Source organism: Streptomyces sp. NPDC059917 (assembly GCF_042730635.1).
In the GTDB taxonomy this organism is placed as follows: Bacteria; Actinomycetota; Actinomycetes; order Streptomycetales; family Streptomycetaceae; genus Streptomyces.
On sequence record NZ_JBHWLC010000012.1, the window covers coordinates 100,708 to 119,982 of the forward strand.

Genomic DNA, 19,275 nt, shown 5'->3' on the forward strand with positions numbered 1-19,275 from the left:
GTCTTCCTCCGGTCGCGGGTGAGGGAGCGGTGCGGGACCGGGAACGCTCCGGATCCTGGTGCCCGGAGACTACGCTGCGCGGCCCTGCGAGCCGCGGGGCGGGTGGCGCTCCGCCGCGACGCCGCGAGCCGTATCGGAGGGAACCGATACGGCTCGCGGCGTGCTCCGGGCCCGTCGGCTCAGGGCCCGGCGGGCGGGGCGGGCAGCAGGGGCCAGGTGCGCGACGAGAGGCGCATGGCGGACTCGGTGACCGCGGGATCGGCCGCCTTCTCCATCACCTCCTGGAGGAACGCGTGCGCCGCGGCCTCGTAGAGCTCGGTCGTGGACCGCAGCCGGGCGTTGAGGGCGTGGCCGCGCAGCTCGGCGCGTGCGTCGGCCGTCGACTCCAGCGCCCGCGCCCGCCCCGCGGCCGCGGTGGCGGCCTCCCTCGCGTGCAGCAGGCGGTCGCGCAGCTCCACGTGGGAGCGGTAGGAGTCGAGGTACGGGTGTTCCCGCAACAGCCCGAGCAGCAGGCCGATGCCTCCCGAGAGCAGCAGCAGGGCGACGAACATCCAAGTCACGGTGGTCGGTTCGAGGTGCAGGCTGTCCACGAGCGTCGGAGTCGGCCGCAGGTCCCCGATTCCGGCGACGCCTTCGAGGTCCGGGGAGAGCGGCTGCGGAACGCGGTGCCGGAAGACCAGCTTGGACCGCAGGTGGCCGAGGGCCCAGGTGGAGAATCCCCACACCGCGAGCAGGGCGACCGCGGGCACCCCGACGCCCCGCGCCGAGGCGGTGCCGGAACGGCTGCGCAGGGCGCGCCCGGCGAGGTGGGGGATGACCACCATGACGATGGCCGCCGAGACGGCCAGGGTGCCCGACAGGGCGTCCGACTCCGTGCTGCCCGCCCCGTGGAAGGGCTGGAAGGCGATCCAGTAGATCGGCACCTCCACGGCCGCGATGACCAGCAGCAGCGCCCACACCATCCAGCGCCGCAGACCGGGCCGCCCGGACAGCCCCTCCCACAAGAGGGCCTTCTCGCCCCGCAGTTCCTGGTCCACCAGTCGGTACGTCGGCCGCGGATCGGCCGGGTCGCGGCCGGAGTCGGCGGCGGCCGCCCGGCCGGCCGTCGGACTCGGATCCACGGACTGCCAGTCCTCGTCCTCGGGACCGGGGGACGGCGCGTCCGGTCCTTCCCGGCCGTCGTCCGCCCCGACCGCCCCGTCCCCGGGGACCGTCCCCGGCTTGCGGGACCCGGCGCCGCGCGCCCCGGCGCCCGGCGCGTCCGCGTCCCCGCGCGCGCGGCCGTCCGCACCCTCGGCCCGGTCCGGATCGAGGTCGAGGTCGGCATCGAGGTCGCCGAAGCGGGCGCGCAGCCAGCGTTCCTCCAACTGTTCCCGGACACCGTCCCGGAAGTGCTCCCAGCGCACGGACCGGGCGGCGAGCCGGTCCAGTTGGGACCGGTTCCTGTTCAGCCAGCGCTCGCTCTCGGCCAGCTGCCCCTCGATCCTGCGCACCTCCTGCTCGTAACCGGCGGCGGCCGAGACGGCGTTCGCCTCCTCGGAGCGCGCCCGGGCCGCCTCCTCCGCCGCGGCCGCGCGCAGCCGACTGCGCACGAGGTCGCGCACGGCGGCCAACTGGGCGAAGTAGGGCACCCGGTCCCCGCTGGCCAGGACCCACGGGTCCAGCACGCCCGCCTTGGCCACCTTGGCGCCGCGGCGCCGGGCCTCGCTCAGCAACCGGCGCTGGTCCGGGTCCTCGACGACGTAGGGCCGTCGCTGCGACCGGGTGGGCGCCGCGGCGCCCCGGGCGGCGCCCGCCGCCGCGTCGGGCCGCCGCCGGAAGGGGCGGGCGAATCGGGCCCGTCGGGGTGTGGGGCCGGGATCAGCGCCGGTAGTCGTCGTGGACACGGGCCTTGGCCCTCCTCTCCAGGATCTCCGTCCAGAAGGCGTCGAACGGTTCGTACTCGCTGGGCTTGGCCTCGTGGCTCATGCCGTAGCCGACGGGGTAGATGTCCATGCGGGAGAGCTCCGGCACCCCGCGGGGGCCGACCAGCTTCTCGACGGCGCCCGTACGGGCCTCGGGGGTGGTGATGGTCTTGGAGTCCAGGTAGAACTCCGGGTCCGCCTGTTCGAAGTCGCTGACCACGAGCAGGGCCGCGCGAGCGCCGCCCGGAGGGATCGCCTCGGCGGCGCGCGCGATGCCGCCGAGGACGTCGGATCCGCTCTCGGTCTCCTGCGCGCACTTGAGCATCGTGCGGGCGCCGACCACGGCCCGGGCCATGGCCTCCTGCCTGACGGCCGCCACGTCGTCGGTGCTCTCGGCCGCGGGGTCGAGGTCGACGTCGTTGACCCGGCAGCGGGAGGCCTTCGACGAGCGGGTGATCGGCGCGAAGGCCATCGTGGCGCAGCCCTGCTTCTTCATGAACGGCACGATCGTCGCGTCGAGTTTGGCCTTCGCGTCGAAGCCGTCCTTCGGCGAGCCGGAGCCCGAGCCGTCCAGGACGACCGCGCACGGCGTGCTGACCTTGGCGGGCTTCTCGCCGGAGCAGCCGACCGCGCCGAGCAGGGCGCCCAGCGTGAGGGCGGCCAGCGGCAGGGCGGCGCGCAGCGGGCGCGACCGCGGCCGCGCGTGGTGGGCCGTCATCGGGTTCCCTCCTGCTGGTCGGCGGCCGGGCGCGGCCGGTGTCCGGTCGGGGCGGGCGCCCCGTCCCTCCTGGGCTGCGTGTCGAGGATCTCCAGCGCACGGGCGACGGCGTGGGTGCGTGCGTGCGCCGCCGGGGCCGGTGCCGGGGTGCCCCCGGTGAGCAGCCACGCGTCCACGTCCTGCCAGGTGGCGTCGAGCGTGACGCGGCCCGGCAGCCAGTGCGCGGGCCGGGGGGTGAAGTGCGGCCGGGCCGCTTCGCCCGCTTCCCCCGCTGCTGCTGGTGCCCCTGCCGGTGCCGGGCCCGCGGTCGGCCCGGGCGGGGGCGCCCCCGGCGTCCGGGTCCGCTCTCGTGCGCGCCGTGCCTGCGCGGCCAGTCGGCGCTCCTCGGCCCGCGCGGTCTGGACGGTCAGCCACACCGCGTCCCAGTAGCAGGCCAGCCGCTGGTTGGCCTCGTGGGTGAGGGCGGCGGCCCGGGCCCGGCACAGCTCGGCGTCGGCCCGCCACCCCCCGACCGTCTCGCCGTAGCGGGCGAGCGCGGCCGGTGACGGCTCGGCCCGCACGTCGTACTGGGTCACCACGCGCACCGACTCCGCGTGGATCGCGATGATCAACCGCCGCTTGTCGCGCAGCAGGCGCGACCGTAACTGGCCGACCGCGCGCAGGGCCCCCGCCTGGGCCTCCATCACGAACGGGGTCACGATGTCCGGGAGTTCCAGCAGCGCGCCGGGTTCCGGTGGAGGCAGCGTCGGCAGGAGGGGGCGCAGGCCGGGTGCGTCGAGCCGGCCGTGGCGCCGGGCCCGGTAGGCGGTTGCCCGCCCGAGCCGGGCCCGGCGCGCGGGTCCTCGGATCTGGTCCGTGGCGATCATGGTGACGGATTCCCCCTTCTCCGCTGCCCTCGCTCCGGATGCAGGAGGGTATCCGAAGGAAAGCAGAAAGAGTGCCGTAATTCGATGGGTTCCGGGCCGCCGGTGTGCGCCACCCGAAGTCGACTGGTTGTCACCCGGAAAACGACCGGATTATTCGCGGCGAGGGTTTGCGGTGGGCGGGTAATTCCGTTGATACTCGATTCCCGTCCACCGGGGGAGGGTGCGGTGCGCATCGAAATCAGCGGGACGCATTTCCCGCTGGAGACGCTCGGCCCCGGCCGACGTCTCGGGGTCTGGTTGCAGGGCTGCCCGCTGGCCTGCGCGGGGTGCATGTCGCGGCACACCTGGGCACCGGGGGGCGGCACCGGATCGTCGGTGCGCGAGCTGCTCGACCTGTGGCGCGACGCGCTGGAGCGCGGCGCGCAGGGCCTGACCGTCAGCGGTGGGGAGCCGCTGGAACAGGCCCCGGCCCTGGCGGAGTTCCTGGCCGGGGCGGACCGGCTGCGCGGCGAGGCGGCGGGTGTCCCGGGGGAGCGGGAGGGGGCGCGTCCCGACTTCCTCGTCTACACGGGCTACGAACAGGAGGAGTGGGACCCGCCCAGGCTACGGGCGCTGCGGCACGCGGACGCGGTGGTCGCGGGGAGGTTCCGGATCGCCGAGCCGACCGGGCTCGTCTGGCGCGGTTCGGCGAACCAGCGGCTGCTCCCGCGCACCGCGCTGGGCCGGGAGCGGTACGCGCCCCACCTGGGGCGGCGGTCGACGGGCCGGGCCGTCCAGGTCGTGGTGGAGCCGGGGCGGGAGCCCGGTGACACCCCGGCCGCCCATCTCCTGGGCGTGCCGGCCCGGGGGGAACTGCTCTTCTACGAAAGGTGGTTGGAGGAAAATGGGCTGCGACTCAGGGGGCGGAGCTGGCGTCCGTGAGGAGCCGGGCGACCTCGGGCCTGCGGGCGACGAAGTGCACCGTCCAGCCGGGGTGTCGGCTCAGCTCCTCCTGAACGGCCCAGCGCAGCCACCGGGCGGCCTTTACGGGGGGAAGGCCGCCCTGGCCGGCGCCGAGCAGGGGGAAGCAGATCGAGGCCAGGGGCGGGTCGTAGGCGTCGCGTTCGGCGTTGGCCCGCGCGAAGACGGCCGCGACGGCGTCGGCCAGCGTCTGCGGATCCACCTGGTAGCGGACGTCGTTGCCCAGGGGCCGGACGACGGCCGCGTGGTAGATGCGGCGGACCCCGCGCTCCGCGAGGGCGCCCGAGGAGGTGGGGACGACGATCCCGGGCCGCACCGGCAGGCCGGTGCGGCCGTGGGCGCGCATCCAGTCGCCGAGTTCCCTGGTGAGCACGTCGTCGGTGATCTCCCCGCCCGCGTTGCGCACCGCGGCGGCCCGGCGCAGCGCGCCCGAGACGGTGGGGCGGAAGGTCTTGGACATCTCCATGTGCGTGTTCTCGGAGGACACCAGGATGTCGATGTCCCGCAGCAGTTCCACGGAGGACACGTGCACGGTGATGCGCCGCGGCGCGGCCGCGGGCAGGACCGGCCCGGCCGCGCGGGCGGGCGGATCGGGCAGCGCGCCGGGGCCCTCGGTGCGCGGCGGTCCGGCCGCGGCCTCCCGGGCCAACGCGAGTGCGGCGCCCGCGAGTTCGGCTATGACCTCCTGCTCCTGGCCCCGGCGGAACCGCTCCGGCGTGACGCCGTACACGGCGGCCGCGGCCTTGCGGCGGTCCTGGGCCGGGGCGCCGCGTCGGCCGGGGAGCAGCCCGAAGGTGTGGGCGGCGGCCCGCCCCAGGGGATCGGCGCGCCGGGCGTCGGCGTCCTCGGACGCCGGGCCGGGTGCGGCGGAGAGCCGTCGTACGGCGGCCTGGAGCAGGGCCTCGATGCCCGCGGCCTCGTCCGCGGCCCCGTCCGCGAACCCGGCCGCGGCGGCGGTCCGCCCCAGCGCCTGCGGCCGGATGCGTCTGAGCGCGGCGAGGCCGGGTCGGCGCAGGGCGCGCAGTTCCTCCGCCAGGTCGGTGTGGGAGGGCGGTTCGGCGTCTGCCGGGGCGGTGGGGGACCGCTGGTCGGGCGCGGACGCGGGGGTCTGCGGGCTCATGGCCGACACGATAATCGCGGTTGCCGGACGGGGGAGCGGCCCGTACCGGGAATGGCCCGGAACGATCGGTTCTCATTGTCCGGCGCCGGTCGGACGAGAGGGGCGGGTCGAGGGAATCCCTTCGATCCGGAGGCCCGTGAATCCGGAATCGATAAATCCGGACTGGGTGAATCGGGAGCCTTCGCATCGAGGCCCTTCGGGTCGGATGTCGCAAATGCTCCAGAAAATATCGTGCATTTATGCACTCGCTCTCTGGAGGGGAGTCGGACGTCATGACGACGCTGCCGCCCACGGAAGTGGACCCCGAGGGATTCCACGAGGATTTCGCCTCCGGACCCGAGGAAACACGCCGCGGACTCGACCGCGTACCCGCCTCGCTGAGCGAACGACTCGACCTCACCGAGGTCCTCAGCGATGTCCAGCGCCCGTCCCAGGCGGTCGTCGCCCGGGTCAAGGACCGGGAGGCCCGCCACCGGGATCCCGCGGTGTCGCTGGTCCTGAAGTGGTACCACCGGGCGTTCGCGCCCGACCCCGAGGTGCGCCGGGTGCTGAGCGGAGACCTCGGCCGCCACGTCGTACGCGTCCTGGAGCACGGGAGCGCCGACGGCCACCCGTACGAGCTGCTCCCCTCCTACGGCGAGACGACACTGGTGCAGTACCACGAACACCATCCCGGCGCCCTGCCCGCGCCCCTGGTCCGCACGGTGGTCGCCCAGCTGCACGAGGCGCTGTGCGCCGCCCACGAGCACGACGTCGTCCATCGCGACGTCACCCCGGACAACATCGTGGTGCGCACCCAGAACGAGGACCGCCTCGACCTGGTCCTCATCGACTTCGGCGCGGCCGTGCACACCGGCACGGACGAGGACTCCCCGCGCCGCCGGGCCTGGCAGGGCAAGGCCCACTACCTGGCCCCCGAGGCGATCACGCACCGCCAGAGCGTCACGCCCGCCGCCGACTGGTGGTCCATGGGGATGATCGTGGCCGAACTCGCCGGAGGACGTCACCCCATCGACTTCCGCGGTGTCGAGGAGACGCTCGCGGAGATCGCCACCCACGACCCCGAAGTCCCGCTGGTGAGCGACCCGCGGCTGCTGATGCTCTGCCACGGCCTGCTCACCCGCGCCCCCGAACACCGCTGGGGCGCCGACCAGGTGGCCCGCTGGCTCGACGGCGACTCCCCGCCGGTGGCCCCGCGCACCACCGGCGCCGCGCCCGAGGACCTGCCGCCGCGCCCCGCCGTCGAACCCTTCGCCTTCCAGGGCCGCGAGATCGCCAGTACCGAGGAACTGGCCCGCCACTTCGACGTCCAGTGGCCCGCCGCCGAGGCGCTGCTGCGCACCCGGCGCGGGCGCGACCGGCTGGTGGCCTGGCTCGGCCAGTTCGCCGCCGGGCCCGGCCGGTCCCCGCAGGACACCGAGGAGCTGAACGCACTGCGCGGTCTGCTCGCCCAATCCCCGGACCCGCCGACCGTCCTGCGCCTGCTCAACTGGATGGGTCCGCTGCGGCTCGCCTCCTGGCACGGGGTCCCGCTGGACACCGGCGGCATCGCGCAACTGGAGAAGGACGCGGCAAAGGGCGACGACCACAGCCGGGAGCTGGTGGCGGCCCTGGTCCGTCACCCGCTGCTGCCCCTGCTGAGCGCCCGCCCCGGCGGCGAAGGGCTCGACGACGTACAGCGGCGCTGGCAGTACTACCGGGAGAACTGGCGGGAGGCGACCGCGGACCTGTTCCTCCGCGGGGGCCCGAGCGACCGGAGGGCCGCGGGGAGGCTGCTGTACCGCGCCGGGGACCTGGACGCCCGGCTGCTGCGCCTGGCCCGCGAACCGGAGCGCATGAGCGGGCGGCTGCTGCGCGCCACGGTCTGGGACCGGCGGGGCGGGGGCGCCCCGCCCCCGTGGTACCGCGCGCTGCGCGCCGACCACGAGAACCCGCTGCGGCTGCTGGCGGCCCTCCTGCTGTCCGGGCTCGCCCGGCAGGAGGCCGATGACCGGCAGGAACAGCTGCGCCGCCGCGAACTGGACCGGCTCCTCGCCCAGGAGCTGGGCGCCCGCACCGAGTTCCTGCGGCGGCTCGACCGGCCGCCGACCCTGGGCTGGGCCCTGCTGGGGGCGACCACGGTCACCGCGCCGTGGACCTTCGTCATCGGGCTGGCCGACCTGCTCGGCCGGGCCGACCAGCGGGAAGTGGTCCTCGCCTGGATGCTCGCGCTGCCCGCCGCCGCGGCCGTCTTCGCGCTGGAGCTGTGGATCGCCGTCTACATCGGCCCGCACACCTACCACCCGGCGCGGTCCCTGGCGGGCCTGCTGATCCGCACCGGCGAGCGCCCCGCCCGCGCCGTCCGGTCCCGCGGCCGACGCAGCCAGGCGGTGGGCGCGGCGGTCCTGATCGCGCTCGGGGCACTGGGCCTGTGGGCCGTCGCCCGGGTCCCCTGGGCCTGGCCCGCCGCAACCGTCGCCGCCCTGACGGTGTGGACGGTGCGGCGCTGGTGGCAGTGGCGCCGGCACGTCCGCGACGCCCGCGACGCCCGGGCGCGCCTGCGGGCCGACCCGGCCGCCGCGCCCGTTCCGCCCGTCGCATCCACCCGGAGGAACCGATGAGCTACGGCATGGCCTACCCCTCGATCTCCGCGATCCTGCCGACGATCGCCTACCCGACGCCCGCCTCGGCGGGCTTCCCCACGGCCACGGACGTGCCGGGAACGAGCGACGTCCTGCACCACGCGGCCGGCTCCCTGCCCCACGACACGTTCCTCCAGCACGGCGCCTCGCACGCCGTCGACGGGGCCCAAGCGGCCGCCTCGCACGCCCTCGACGCCGCGGGCCACGCCCTCCAGGAACTCGTGGAACCGGCCCTCGTCGCCCTGGGCGCGCTCAGCGGCGCCCTGTTCGTGGGACGCGCCGCGATGGTCACCACCCACGTACTGGCCGCGGCAGCCGTGCGGGCCGCCGACGAGCAGCGGTGCCTGGAGCGGGGTCAGCGGATCGCCGCCGCCGCCACCGCCCAGTGGGAGGCGGCCGTGTTCGCGACGGTACGGGCCAACGGGCGCCGCGCCGCGCTGCTGGCCCGCATACGCCGGACGGCCGGCGCCGCCCTGCCCGACACACCCCGGCCACCGCTCCCGGACCTGCCGCCGCCGCTCCACTGCAACGGCGCCCGACTCGGCGAGCTGCGCGCGGAACTCGCCGTGATGGAAAAGGCGTTGTGCGATGCGGAGGCGGCCCACGCGTCCTGGACCATGGAACAGGCGACGCACGCCGCGAACGCGCCGGACGACGAGGACTGGCGCCGCCGCATGCTGGCCCGCCGCGAGGCCGCCGTACGAGCCCACGAGGCGGACCCGACGGCAGCCGGGCCCGCCGCCTTGCCCCAGCCGCCCGGGGCCGAAGGGCTGGGCCGGACGCAGGCCGAGGAATCGGGGGCCGAACTGCTGGCCCTGCTGGAGCCGGGCGCCGATGCCAAGGACGCCGAGCTGGCCGTGGCCGCCGTACGGCACGCCGTCGAATGCGCCGCGGAGCGGCCCGCCAAGGCCCGCAGCCACCTGCGGGAGGCGCGCCGCTTCGTGACGGACGCCAACCGCGCGGTGCGCGACCGGATCGCCGCGCAGGAGAAGGCAGCCGTCCAACTCGACTTCCTCCTCACCGAGGCACCGCCGGGCGAACCGGAGCTGACCCCGGCCGCCGAGGAGATCGCCCTGCTGCGCAAGGCCCTCGAACAGGGACGGCCGTTGACCCCGGACGAGCAGCGCGCGGTGGACCGGCAGGTGACGCGACGGCTCACGGACCTGGAGGACCGCTACACCCGGGAACTGCTCCGCCGGGCCGTCGCCCGGTTCGCCGACCCGGCGGCCGCCGACGCCGGAGCGAGCGGCGGCGCCGAGGCACCGGCGTGCTTCGACCTGACCCCGGCCGGCTGGTGGCCCGGCCACTGGCTGCGGGTCACCGTGCGCGAGGGCAGGACCGAACTGGTCACCATGTACGAGGAGCACCCCGGCCCGCGCGGCCCCGCGGACCTGGCCCTGGACGCCCGGCGTTGCCACGAGGCGCGCGGTCACCTGGAGGAACTGCGGGAGGCGGGGCGCCGGTGGGGCCTCGACCTGCCGGTGTCCTTCACGGAGAGCGGATCGGCCGTCCCCGGGGTGCGGGGCGGCGACGGCGCGGTCGTCCTGGAGATGGCGGACCCCGAGGACCGCGAGCACGAGCGCGAGCGCACGACCGCACCCGGGACCGCGACCCACCGCCCCGCGGGGCCCAAGGCACGATCCGTGAGCGACGACCGCAGGAGGACGGGCTGATGGCCACCCCCGACCGCATGGTCAAGACGGCCGCGCCGCAGCAGAGCGGTCCGCTGTTCGTCGAGGAGCTGACCGGCACGCTCAGCGTGCACGCGCAGTACGTCCTGCACGGCAACATCCGGGACCAGTACCTGGTGCGCAGGCCCAGGGGCGACCGCCACGTCACCCTGTTCGAGATGCTGTGGAACTCCCTGCGCGGGCAGGGCTACCAGGCGCTCGTCGCCTACGACCAGATCTCGGGTTTCTGGGTGCTCAAGGCGACGGAGCAGGAACTGGTCGAGCACCTCCTGACGGAGAGCGGACCGGACACCCTGGCCCGGATCGGCCGCCCGCACCGGCCGCCGCAACTCCAGGAAGCCGTACCGCTCCTGCAGGAGCTCGTGACGGGCTGGGCCGACCGGCGCAAAGCGGCGTCGAACGGCGGGACCGACCCGGCTCCGCTGCGGGTCGCCCTGATCATCGACCACGCCGCACGGCTGACGGCCGACCCGGGCCGACTCACCGAGGCGGAGCGGGACTTCTTCGTCGCCTGCCTCAAACTGGCCGACTCGGCCCCGCTCGTCCCCCCGAACCCGCTCACCGCGCTGCGCACCGCCGCCCCCACCGGGCCCGAGCTGTTCAACCCGATCATCTGGCTCGCCGACGGCGAACGGGACCTGCCGAACTGGCTGGTCTCCGGCAGCGAACGGATCCGCACCATCGCCGTCCCCGAGCCCGACGCCGACGAACGGCGCCGCATGGCGGTGCTGTTGGAGCGGGAGCACGCCGAGGCCGCGGTAGAGGGCCTCGGTACGGGGGAGGGCCCCGGGGAGAGCGGGCAGCGGGATGCCTCGGCCGCCGACGCCTTCGCACGGGCCGCCGCCGGTCTGAGCCTGCGGGCGATGCGGGAGAGCTCCCGCCTGGCGCTGGCCCGCCGCATGCCGTTCACGGCGATGCCCGACGCGGTGCGCGTCTACCGGCTCGGCGTGGAGAAGAACCCGTGGCGGCGCGAGGAGATCCGGCAACGGATCAGCGCGGGGGAGCGGCAGATCCCCGCCCGGGTCCTGGGCCAGGAAGCGGCCGTCTCGATGACGCTCGCCATCCTCAAGCGGGCTGCGCTCGGCCTGTCCGGAGCCCAGGCGAGCACCCCCGGACACCGCCCCCGCGGCACCCTGTTCTTCGCCGGACCGACCGGCACGGGCAAGACCGAGCTGGCCAAAGCGGTCGCCGCGGTGCTCTTCGACAGCGACCAGGCCTACCTGCGCTTCGACATGAGCGAGTTCTCCGCGGCGCACTCCGCCGACCGGCTCGTCGGAGCGCCGCCCGGATACGTCGGCTTCGAGGCGGGCGGCGAACTGACCACGGCGGTGCGCGCGAACCCGTTCCGGGTGATCCTCTTCGACGAGATCGACAAGGCGGACAAGGGCGTCCTGGACAAGTTCCTCCAGGTGCTGGAGGACGGGCGCCTCACCGACGGCCAAGGAGTCACGACGTACTTCAGCGAGTGCGTCCTGATCTTCACCTCGAACCTCGGGGTCCAGCGGACGGATCCGGTGACCGAGGAGCGGAAGTGGATCGTCGAACCCGGCACCCCCTACCGGGAACTGGCGCGGCAGGTGAAGAAGAACGTCAAGCACCACTTCGAGGCGGTCGTGGGCCGACCCGAGCTGATGAACCGCATCGGCGGCAACGTCGTGGTGTTCGGCTTCATCACCGAGGAGACGGCCGGTCGGATCCTCGACCTCCAGATCGGCAACATCCGGCGCCAGTTGGCCGCCGAACACGGCCTGCGCCTGGAGCTCGCGCCCGAGGCCCGGGCCCAGCTGGCCACGTACTGCACCCGGGACCTGTGGAACGGCGGCCGGGGCGTGGGGATGGTGCTGGAGACGCACCTGCTCAACCCGCTGGCCTGCGCGTTGTTCGACCGGCCCGGGGCGGGCGCGGGGGCGACGGTGCGGGTGCGCGGGGTCCGCGAGAGCGAGGACGGACAGGTGGAGATCGACATCGAGACCCTGGCGGGAGAAGGATGAGCCGACCCGGCTCCGCTGACGGGGAGGACGCGTGGGACGACGACGGGGACGACTGGGAAGAGGTGTCGCCGATCATCCCGGTGCGGACCCCTCCCGTCGCGGGTCCGGTCGTGGTGGAACCGCGGCCGCACGCCCCCTCGGCCGCCCTGCCCGCCGTACTGCGCTTCCTGGAGGTCCCGCTGACCGTGACCGTCGTGCCCGGTACGGCGGCCGGGCTGGGCCGTGACCCGAACTGGGCGCCGGACACCGCCGCCGCGCTCGCCCACCACCGCACCGTCTCGGGACGCCACGCGGAGGTGGCCGTCGCGCCGGACGGGTCCGCGACCGTCACCGAGGAACTGCCGGGCGCGGTCAACGGCACCCGGCTGAACGGGAACGACCTGATGGCCGGTCGGCCCTACCCGCTGACCGACGGGGACCGGCTGCGCCTGGGTCCCCGGGTCAGCTGCACGGTCCAACTGGGCCGCCGGGCCTGATCCTCACCACGCCTCAGCCCTCCGGTACCGAGATGCGGGCGCGCAGCGGCTCCAGCAGGGCGTTCACCTCGCGCACGCCGTCCGCCGAGTCCAGGCGCAGGGCCGTGTCGGGTTCGGTGACGAGCGGGCCGCCCGCGCGGCGGTCGCCGAACAGCTGGAGGGCGGCGCGGGGGCGGCAGCGCTTGGACTGCCACAGCAGGCCGTCCGCCGGTGCGCAGTGCTGCCGGATCAGCCGGGCCCAGTAGCGGGTCTTGGCGTAGTCCTCCTCCTCGCAGTCCACCAGCCAGGTGTCCTGCCAGACCGAGGCCAGGCCCTCGGCGGTGGTGAGGTCGACCAGGGACAGTTCCGTGGTCGTGCGCAGCACCGACAGGCGGTAACGGGACGCCTGCGCCCAGGGCACGAGGCGGACGCCCGAGGCGTCGTCGAACTCGAGGGAGCGCAGCAGCACTTCGGACAGCGCGGTCACCGGATCCAGGGCGGCGTAGAGGTAGGGGTACGGGTCCTTCTCCGTGGCGTCGAACCGGCTGCCGCGGAAGAACTCGTGGGCGAGCTTCGGGTTGAACGCGGCGGCCTCGTAGCGCTCCAGGTGCAGCCGCCACAGGCGGGTGCCCGCCGGGAGGGTGCGCGTCAGCGGTTCCATCGGCACTCCGGTGGGCGGGATCTGGCGGGTCATTCGTCGCCCTCCACCAGTTCGCGCGCGGCCCGGGTCAGTTCCTCGTCGGGTACGGAGCCCAGCAGCTCGGCCGGTACCCCGCGCAGCCAGCGGTTCTCGCCCAGCCACCAGTCGGCCGCGCCCCAGGGGTCCCGGTCGGCCATGAGCAGGCGGTTGATCAGGCCCACCACGGGCAGCGGCCGGGTGGTGCCCGACGCGAACTGGAACCGCGGGTAGCGGTCGCCGAGTTCCGGGTGGCGCAGCCGGATCAGCCCGGGATCGCCGGGCGCGGCCGCGATCTCGCCGGCGGCCAGGGCGGGGGCCGCCAGCAGCCGGGTGCGCACCGGGTGCGGATCCGGCGCACCGCGCAGCGTCGCCAGCAGGGCCAGCACCGGTACGCGGTCCACCCGCGCGGCGGCCGGAGCGCCGACGAAGCGGACCCCGTCCCGCAGGGCCGCGGTCACGGCGTGCTCGTCGGGCAGGACGCGCAGCAGCCGCCGCATGCGGCGCAGCGAGGCCTGTACGGCCTGCGGGTCCACGGCGTCGGCCAGGCCCTGCAGGAGGGCGGCCAGTTCCTCCCGGTCGGCCGGTTCGAGCGCCGAGAGGATCCGCGGCCAGTGCTCGTCGAGCAGGGCGACGAAGGCGTCGGGTGTCATGCGGCTGGTTCTCCTTCCGCTTGCTCCTGCGGCCCGCCCGGGCGGGGGGCCGGGTTCCCCTGGTGGATGAAGGCGCCCCAGAAGGCCGGGCCGGACAGTTCCGGCCGGGCCGCCGTCCGCCGCAGGTGTGCGGTCAGGCCCGGTACGGGGGGCCGGACCGGGGCCGGGGCCAGCATCCAGCGCTGCGCCGCCCGCAGGGCGTCGGGCGGGGCCAGCCCGGCCGCCACGTGGTGGTGGAACACGGTCATCAGCACGGCCGAGGCGTCGTCGCTGACCTTCCAGCGCGAGCCCACGGCGTCCGCCGCCAGGTCGTGTACGAACGCGGTGGTGACGGTCAGCGCCTCGTCGTGGTCGCGGGTGCTCAGGTCGGTCTCGCAGGCGCTGAGGACGACCAGCGGCCGTGCGTCGACGCTCGGACCGGCCGGGGTGTCGAGCAGCTGCGTCACGGACAGCCGACCGGCCTCCGGAGCGGCGCCCGCGGGACGGCCCAGTTCGAGCACCGAGGAGCCCGGGTCCGCGCCGGCCGTACCGTGGCAGACGAGGTGGACGACGGCCACCGGGCTCCCCCCGGGCTCGCGCGCGCCCAGCAGCCCCAGCACCTCGGCCGGAGTGCCCTCGGGCAGCGGCGGCTCGAAGGCGCGGGTGTCGAACTCCCCGAACAGGACCGCCCGCGGGTAGTACGCGTCGTGCACCGCCAGCACCTCGTCCTCGGCCATGTCGAGACCCGCGGGCACGCAGACCAGGGCCTGCCCCCGGGCGAGCGGGAGCCTGCGGGTCCCCACCGCACGCTGGAACTCCCGCCCCGAGGCGGCGTACGTCAGCACGGCCGGTTCGCAGGCGCGCACGGTGGCCGGCGCACCCGCCCCGCGCCACCGGTCCGGGACGGCGATCCGGGCCGCCTGCCAGGGCACCGCGCCCAGGTTCCCGCAGGCGACGAGGGCCAGGCGCACCGGTGCGGCGACCGGCGCGGACCCCGCACCGGTCAGGAGGCCCGCCTCCCGCAGACCCCGCTCCCACAGGCCGAGTTCGTCCAGCAGCGGCCCCATCACCCCCGCCCCGGCCCAGTCGCACACCGCGTCCAGGGCCGTCTCCCAGCGCTCCGCGCCGCGGCGGGCCACGAACCGGGCCGCGGTGGCCTCCAGGTAGGCGGCGACCGGGGCGCGGCCCGGCCCGGACAGGGCCGGCAGCGGTAGCGCCCGCGGCGGCCGGTCCGGCTCCAGCACCAGGGCCCAGCCCTCCTCGTCCCCCTGGCCGGGCAGCAGGTAGACCAGCGCGTCGGAGCCCGACCGGGCGACCGCGTCCCGCAGCGCGGCGGTCTCGGACGCCCCGTCCCGCCCGTCGTCCCGGCCGCGCAGCAGCTCCAGGGCCCGGCGGCGCAGCGCACTGGGCAGCTCGGGCCCGTGGGACGGCGCGTCGAGCAGCGCCGTCAGCAGCCGGGCCGGTTCGCCGTCCGGCGCCGCGGCGCCCGTGCCGGGCCCGGCGTCACGCCACTGCCGGGCCAGTTCCTCCTCCCCGAGCGCGGCGAGGCGTTCGGGCACGGTGGCCGAGACGGCCGCCGCCGCGAGCACGAGGGCGCGACCGGCCTCCAGGCACAGCACCGCCTCGTCCGGGCGGCCGCCGCGAACGGCCCAGGAGGCGGCGACGAGCCCGCGTGCGGCGCCGCCGCGGGCGACCTCCAGCCCGTGCTGGACACCCTGTTGCAGCAGTACGTCGGCGGCCGTCGCGCTCAGCGAGTCGCGGGCGTCCGAGACGGCCCGCACCAGATCGGGGCCGCCGTCGCGGCCCGCCCGGGTGGCGTAGCCCTCGGCCAGGTCCCAGTACAGGGCGGACGCCACCTGAGCGGTGGGCGAGGACAGCTCGCCGCGGGCCAGCTCCAGCTCGGCGAGCACCTCGTCCAGCAGGCCCGGCTCGTGCGTGGCCCGGTACTGGAGGGTGAGCGCCATCGCGATGCCCATCCGGGTGCGGATGTGCTGGTCGGCGAAGACGGGGGTGTCCCGGAGGGAGGCCCGGGCGCGCTCCACCGCCGCGGCGACCCGCTCGGGTTGCGGGTCGAGGAAGGAGGTGAGGGCCATCAGGGGCGCCCACAGGGCGTCCATGAGCCGGCGCATGAAGGGCTGGGACTCCGCGGCCGCGTACGCCTGGTCCAGGTGGTGGGCCGCGTTGCGCAGGGCCCCGGCGTCGGACGTGGTCCGCGCGAGGGCCATGTGGGCGTAGCCCAGCAGGAAGAGCGGCATGAACCGCTGCCTGTCCGCCGCCCCCGGGGGCCTGCCGGGCCCGTCGGCGTACCCGGTCCCGTCCGGGGAGTCGAGTTCGTCCAGGAGATCGAGCACCTGGTCGATCAGCGTCTCCAGGGCCGGTACGTCTTCCGCGTCGGAGGCCGCCGACAGCCGCGTCATCAGCAGCAGCTGCCGGTTCGAGTTCAGCATGTCCAGGGCCCCCGGTCGGCCCGCGGGCCGCTGGGCGACGAGGGAGTCGGCGCCGGGCGTGAGCGATTGTTCGAGCAGCTGCCCGGCCACGGCCGAGTCCAGCCTGCTCCCGCCGGTCAGTGCGGATCCGGCGAGCAGCCCGGGCAGCGCGCCCCGCACGAACCAGGCGAGGTCCTCGTCCTGCGGGTGCTCGTCGGCGGCCTTGCGCAGCAGGCGCAAGGCCTCCTGGTACTGGTCGGCGTCGCCGGTGCGCCCGCCCAGGAGCGTGCGCGCCACCGCGAGCACGGTGTCGGAGACCTCCAGACCCGTCTTCGGTGCGGGACCGGCGGCCGCCCCGATCAGGTCGGCGATCTGGTCCGTCGAGAGCGCGCCCGGATCGGAGATCTCGGCCATCAGCCCCATCAGGGGGCGCAGTTCCTGCTGCTCGTCGCGAGTGGGGGGCCGCAGACCGTCCGCGGGGAGGTCCTGCGGGGACGTGGGGACCATCCGGCCCAACATGGTGACCAGCGGTGCGATCGGTCCCAGCAGGTCCGGGTTCAGGGTGTCGATCCGGCCCATCAGACGCTGCAGCCCCGGGCCGTCCTGAGCGGTGAGCGCCGTGTGGAGGTCCGTCTGGAAGGCCAGGAGGGCGGCCATGTCCGCAGGCAGCGCGCCGCCCTTGCTCGCGGCCAGCTCGTGGGCGAGCCCTTCGATCTCGGGAAGGGCCTCGATGAGGCCGGGGCCGTCGAGGTGCTCCGGCACCGACGCGTCCAGGATGTCCTGCACCGCCTCCATGCTCAGCTGTGCGCGCGCGCCGAACCGGCCGGCCAGCAGGACCAGCAGGTCCCGTGCCGCGTCCGTGTGCCGCCGCGCGTCGAGCAGGGCGCCGGCGCGGGCCTGGCGCAGCAGGGCGATGGCCTCCGTACGGTCGGCCTCCCCGCGCCCCTCGGTCCAGCGGGCTCCGATCAGCGCGCCCAGTCGGGCGAGGAGCACCGGGAGCAGCGCCCCGTCCGGCGGTCGGCCGGCCAGATCCGGCAGCAGCAGCCGGATCTCCTCGATGAGCGCGTCCCGTTCGGCGGCCGACGGCCCCGAGGCGGGCTCCTCCGCGACCGGCGTGACCTGGGCACCCTCGGAGCGTTCAATCAACTCACGTGCACGCGCGGCGAGTTCGTCGACGGGCGGCCCCGTAGTTGCGTCCTGTGTCCCCAACACCCCTCCCAGGCAAGCGGATCCCGACCATCATCACCCGAAGTTCCGCTCATGGGAGGTCAGTTGCGCGCGCTCGCGGAACATGCCCGGCAATCGACCGGAGTGCGCCCGGGACGGCCGGACGCTCCGGCCGTCCGCGTGGCAGCATCGGGGCACGGGGGCCACGCGGACCGGTCCGGCCTCCGCCCGGTCCCTCGACCCGGAAGGCGGCCGCCTTTGACCGTGCTCCCCTACCTCGAAGTCACCGCCGCGTCCTACGCGGCCTCCTACACCACCGGGCTGCGGGTGACGGGCACCGCGGACGGCGCCGTGCTGAGCGGCGCCTGTCCGCGCTGTGCCTGCCCGTTCGACTTCTCGTACGTCCGCCGCGTCTACCGCCACCGGCCCGCCGGTGGGCGGGCCGCGGACGTCCTGCAGGTGCCCGTCCTGTGCGTGTGCGAGACCGCGCACGCGGGGCGGCCCGCCGACGAGGAGGGCTGCGGTGCCTACTGGAACATCCTGCTGGAGCGGACGGCTCCATGACCTGGCGGGCCCTGCCCGGACCGGCCGGGACCCCGGCCGACCGGACGGCCGCCCGCCGGGGGCGCCGACTGCTGCACGGAGAACTGTCGAGGGTCCGCGAATCGGCGCTGGCCTGGCGCAACGGACTGGGCACGCTGCTGGCCGGACTGATCGGTTTCGGCCTGTTGAAGGGGCGCACGGACGTGGGGGCGCTCGCCGGGCCCTACGGCGCGGTGGTCGGTGCGCTGTTGCTGTGCGCCCTGCTGTGCGGGACGGGCGGCGCGGTCCTGCTGCTGCGCGCCGCCCACGGCCGTCCGGCCGCCACCGCACTGCCCGCACCGGCCCCGGGGACGCTGCCCGCCGGGCCGGTCACCGCCGGGCACGAGGAGGCGCTGCGCGCCGCCCGGGCCCTGACCCTCGGTGTGCTGGCGACCCTGGCCTGCGCCGCCCTGCTGACGGCCGCCGTGGCGCTGACCTGGTACGGGCCGGAGAAGGCCGCTGCGCCGAGCACCGGCAGCTCCTGCGCGACGCGGCCGAAGGGCTAGGCAGTGCTCGGCTCGTCCGGGCGGAGGGCGGTGCGGACGCCGGTGACGACCACGGCGATCAGGCAGAGGGCGATGACCGTCTCGGCCCACAGGAAGGCGAACCAGTCCAGCACGCAGCCGATCGGAGGGCTGCCGGGGGCAGTGTTGCGGAACGCCGCGAGGGCGAACAGGGTGGCGGCCATCCAGGAGAGGGCGGGCCAGACCAGGCCCTGGTCACGGGTGACCAGGTACCAGGACCCGATGAGCACGGACGCGGCCAGCGCCCACATCACGACCATCATGAAGCAGGCGAAGAGGAGGAGACTGGCCGATCGGTCCAACCCCAGATCCATGACCGCGACCTGTTGGGCGGACGAGGACGTCGCGGAGATCGAGAAGAGCGTGTCGTTGTTGGAGAACAGCAGCCGTACCGGCACCTGCTCGCCACCCAGCAGCGCCCTGAACCCGAGGTCGGTGTCGTAGGTGTCGAACGGGTAGTCGCTGATCGATCCACCGGTGAGCGCGACCTTCACGTCCCTGGTCGTGAGCCGTTCGTGTGCCTTGAACGCCAGGTCGCCGAGGGTGGCCGTGGAGGTTTCGAGGCTGAGATCGGCCACGGGGGCGTTCCCCTCCTCCTCGCCGAGGGCCCCGCGCGGGGAGACCCGGATCCGGAGCACCAGCTCTCTGGCCGCGGCGTTGACGTACTGGACGTTGGCCTCCACGTCCACCCGGTCGGCGGCCGCGGATCCGACGGTGTGCACCGTGTCGCCGGCCTGCCGCTCGGAGAACTGCAGCCACGACCCCACGGCCATGGCCACCACCATCAGGACCGCGAGGGGAACCAGGACCGGCCGGAGCGAGGTCCCGGAGCGGCGTGGGCGGGGCGGGTCCGACGGCGCTGCCATGGCGACTCCGACGAGGTGGGAGGGGAGCGGACGTGTTCGGACACCTCCTCGACGGTATCGAGTGCTACGTCCCCCC

The 19,275-nt window shown here is 75.3% G+C and carries 15 protein-coding genes; 7 read left to right on the top strand and 8 right to left on the bottom strand.

Annotated elements, in window-relative coordinates; all coding sequences use genetic code 11:
* Window positions 1-179: 179 nt before the first annotated feature.
* Genes ACFWAR_RS10135 through ACFWAR_RS10145 form a run of 3 tightly spaced genes read right to left on the bottom strand, consistent with a single transcriptional unit; the run spans window position 180 to window position 3,488 of the window.
* Entirely contained in the window at window positions 180-1,886 is a 1,707-nt protein-coding gene (locus ACFWAR_RS10135) for a hypothetical protein (RefSeq protein WP_385775078.1), read from the bottom strand.
* Window positions 1,861-2,622, bottom strand: a complete 762-nt coding sequence (locus ACFWAR_RS10140) for a hypothetical protein (protein WP_385775080.1) — start codon at window positions 2,620-2,622, stop codon at window positions 1,861-1,863. Before ACFWAR_RS10140 ends, ACFWAR_RS10135 begins: the two co-directional genes overlap by 26 nt.
* Entirely contained in the window at window positions 2,619-3,488 is an 870-nt protein-coding gene (locus ACFWAR_RS10145) for a hypothetical protein (RefSeq protein ID WP_385775082.1), read from the bottom strand. Before ACFWAR_RS10145 ends, ACFWAR_RS10140 begins: the two co-directional genes overlap by 4 nt.
* A gap of 225 nt (window positions 3,489-3,713) precedes the next feature.
* Between ACFWAR_RS10145 and ACFWAR_RS10150 the strand changes: the two genes are divergently transcribed.
* Window positions 3,714-4,409, top strand: coding sequence for a 4Fe-4S single cluster domain-containing protein (locus ACFWAR_RS10150; protein ID WP_385775084.1), 696 nt, complete (start codon window positions 3,714-3,716; stop codon window positions 4,407-4,409).
* Here the strand turns inward: ACFWAR_RS10150 and ACFWAR_RS10155 are convergent.
* On the bottom strand, window positions 4,384-5,568 hold the full coding sequence (locus ACFWAR_RS10155) for a macro domain-containing protein (RefSeq protein ID WP_385775086.1): 1,185 nt from the start codon (window positions 5,566-5,568) through the stop codon (window positions 4,384-4,386). The genes ACFWAR_RS10150 and ACFWAR_RS10155 overlap by 26 nt on opposite strands.
* A gap of 272 nt (window positions 5,569-5,840) precedes the next feature.
* On the opposite strand from ACFWAR_RS10155, the gene ACFWAR_RS10160 reads away from it, so the two are divergent.
* The 4 genes from ACFWAR_RS10160 to ACFWAR_RS10175 are packed head-to-tail and all read left to right on the top strand — an operon-like array spanning window position 5,841 to window position 12,347.
* The gene (locus ACFWAR_RS10160; protein WP_385775088.1) at window positions 5,841-8,168 is read left to right on the top strand and encodes a protein kinase; all 2,328 of its coding nucleotides are present in this window, start codon (window positions 5,841-5,843) and stop codon (window positions 8,166-8,168) included.
* Window positions 8,165-9,862 carry a hypothetical protein gene (locus tag ACFWAR_RS10165; RefSeq protein WP_385775090.1) on the top strand — a complete coding sequence of 566 codons (1,698 nt, stop codon included), beginning with the start codon at window positions 8,165-8,167 and terminating at the stop codon, window positions 9,860-9,862. Before ACFWAR_RS10160 ends, ACFWAR_RS10165 begins: the two co-directional genes overlap by 4 nt.
* Window positions 9,862-11,871 (top strand): AAA family ATPase, encoded by a 2,010-nt coding sequence (locus tag ACFWAR_RS10170; protein ID WP_385775092.1) that lies wholly within the window; start codon window positions 9,862-9,864, stop codon window positions 11,869-11,871. Before ACFWAR_RS10165 ends, ACFWAR_RS10170 begins: the two co-directional genes overlap by 1 nt.
* Window positions 11,868-12,347 (top strand): FHA domain-containing protein, encoded by a 480-nt coding sequence (locus tag ACFWAR_RS10175; protein WP_385775094.1) that lies wholly within the window; start codon window positions 11,868-11,870, stop codon window positions 12,345-12,347. Before ACFWAR_RS10170 ends, ACFWAR_RS10175 begins: the two co-directional genes overlap by 4 nt.
* Window positions 12,348-12,360: 13 nt before the next feature.
* Here ACFWAR_RS10175 and ACFWAR_RS10180 read toward each other — a convergent pair whose 3' ends face one another.
* From ACFWAR_RS10180 to ACFWAR_RS10190, 3 genes are read right to left on the bottom strand one after another with little or no spacing between them, the layout of a single operon-like run.
* A complete protein-coding gene (locus tag ACFWAR_RS10180) occupies window positions 12,361-13,020 on the bottom strand; it encodes an RES family NAD+ phosphorylase (RefSeq protein ID WP_385775096.1) in 660 nt (219 codons plus the stop codon).
* Window positions 13,017-13,655: a hypothetical protein gene (locus tag ACFWAR_RS10185; RefSeq protein ID WP_385775098.1), complete on the bottom strand. Its 639-nt coding sequence runs from the start codon at window positions 13,653-13,655 to the stop codon at window positions 13,017-13,019. The genes ACFWAR_RS10180 and ACFWAR_RS10185 overlap by 4 nt, the downstream gene beginning before the upstream one ends.
* Complete coding sequence (locus ACFWAR_RS10190) at window positions 13,652-17,206, bottom strand: CHAT domain-containing protein (protein WP_385775100.1); 3,555 nt, start codon at window positions 17,204-17,206, stop codon at window positions 13,652-13,654. Before ACFWAR_RS10190 ends, ACFWAR_RS10185 begins: the two co-directional genes overlap by 4 nt.
* Window positions 17,207-17,485: 279 nt before the next feature.
* On the opposite strand from ACFWAR_RS10190, the gene ACFWAR_RS10195 reads away from it, so the two are divergent.
* Together ACFWAR_RS10195 and ACFWAR_RS10200 are read left to right on the top strand one after the other, a co-directional pair.
* Window positions 17,486-17,791, top strand: coding sequence for a hypothetical protein (locus ACFWAR_RS10195; RefSeq protein ID WP_385775102.1), 306 nt, complete (start codon window positions 17,486-17,488; stop codon window positions 17,789-17,791).
* Window positions 17,788-18,315: a hypothetical protein gene (locus tag ACFWAR_RS10200; RefSeq protein ID WP_385775104.1), complete on the top strand. Its 528-nt coding sequence runs from the start codon at window positions 17,788-17,790 to the stop codon at window positions 18,313-18,315. Before ACFWAR_RS10195 ends, ACFWAR_RS10200 begins: the two co-directional genes overlap by 4 nt.
* Here the strand turns inward: ACFWAR_RS10200 and ACFWAR_RS10205 are convergent.
* The gene (locus ACFWAR_RS10205; protein ID WP_385775106.1) at window positions 18,312-19,199 is read right to left on the bottom strand and encodes a DUF4436 family protein; all 888 of its coding nucleotides are present in this window, start codon (window positions 19,197-19,199) and stop codon (window positions 18,312-18,314) included. The two genes, ACFWAR_RS10200 and ACFWAR_RS10205, sit on opposite strands and share 4 nt — an antisense overlap.
* Window positions 19,200-19,275: the final 76 nt, after the last annotated feature.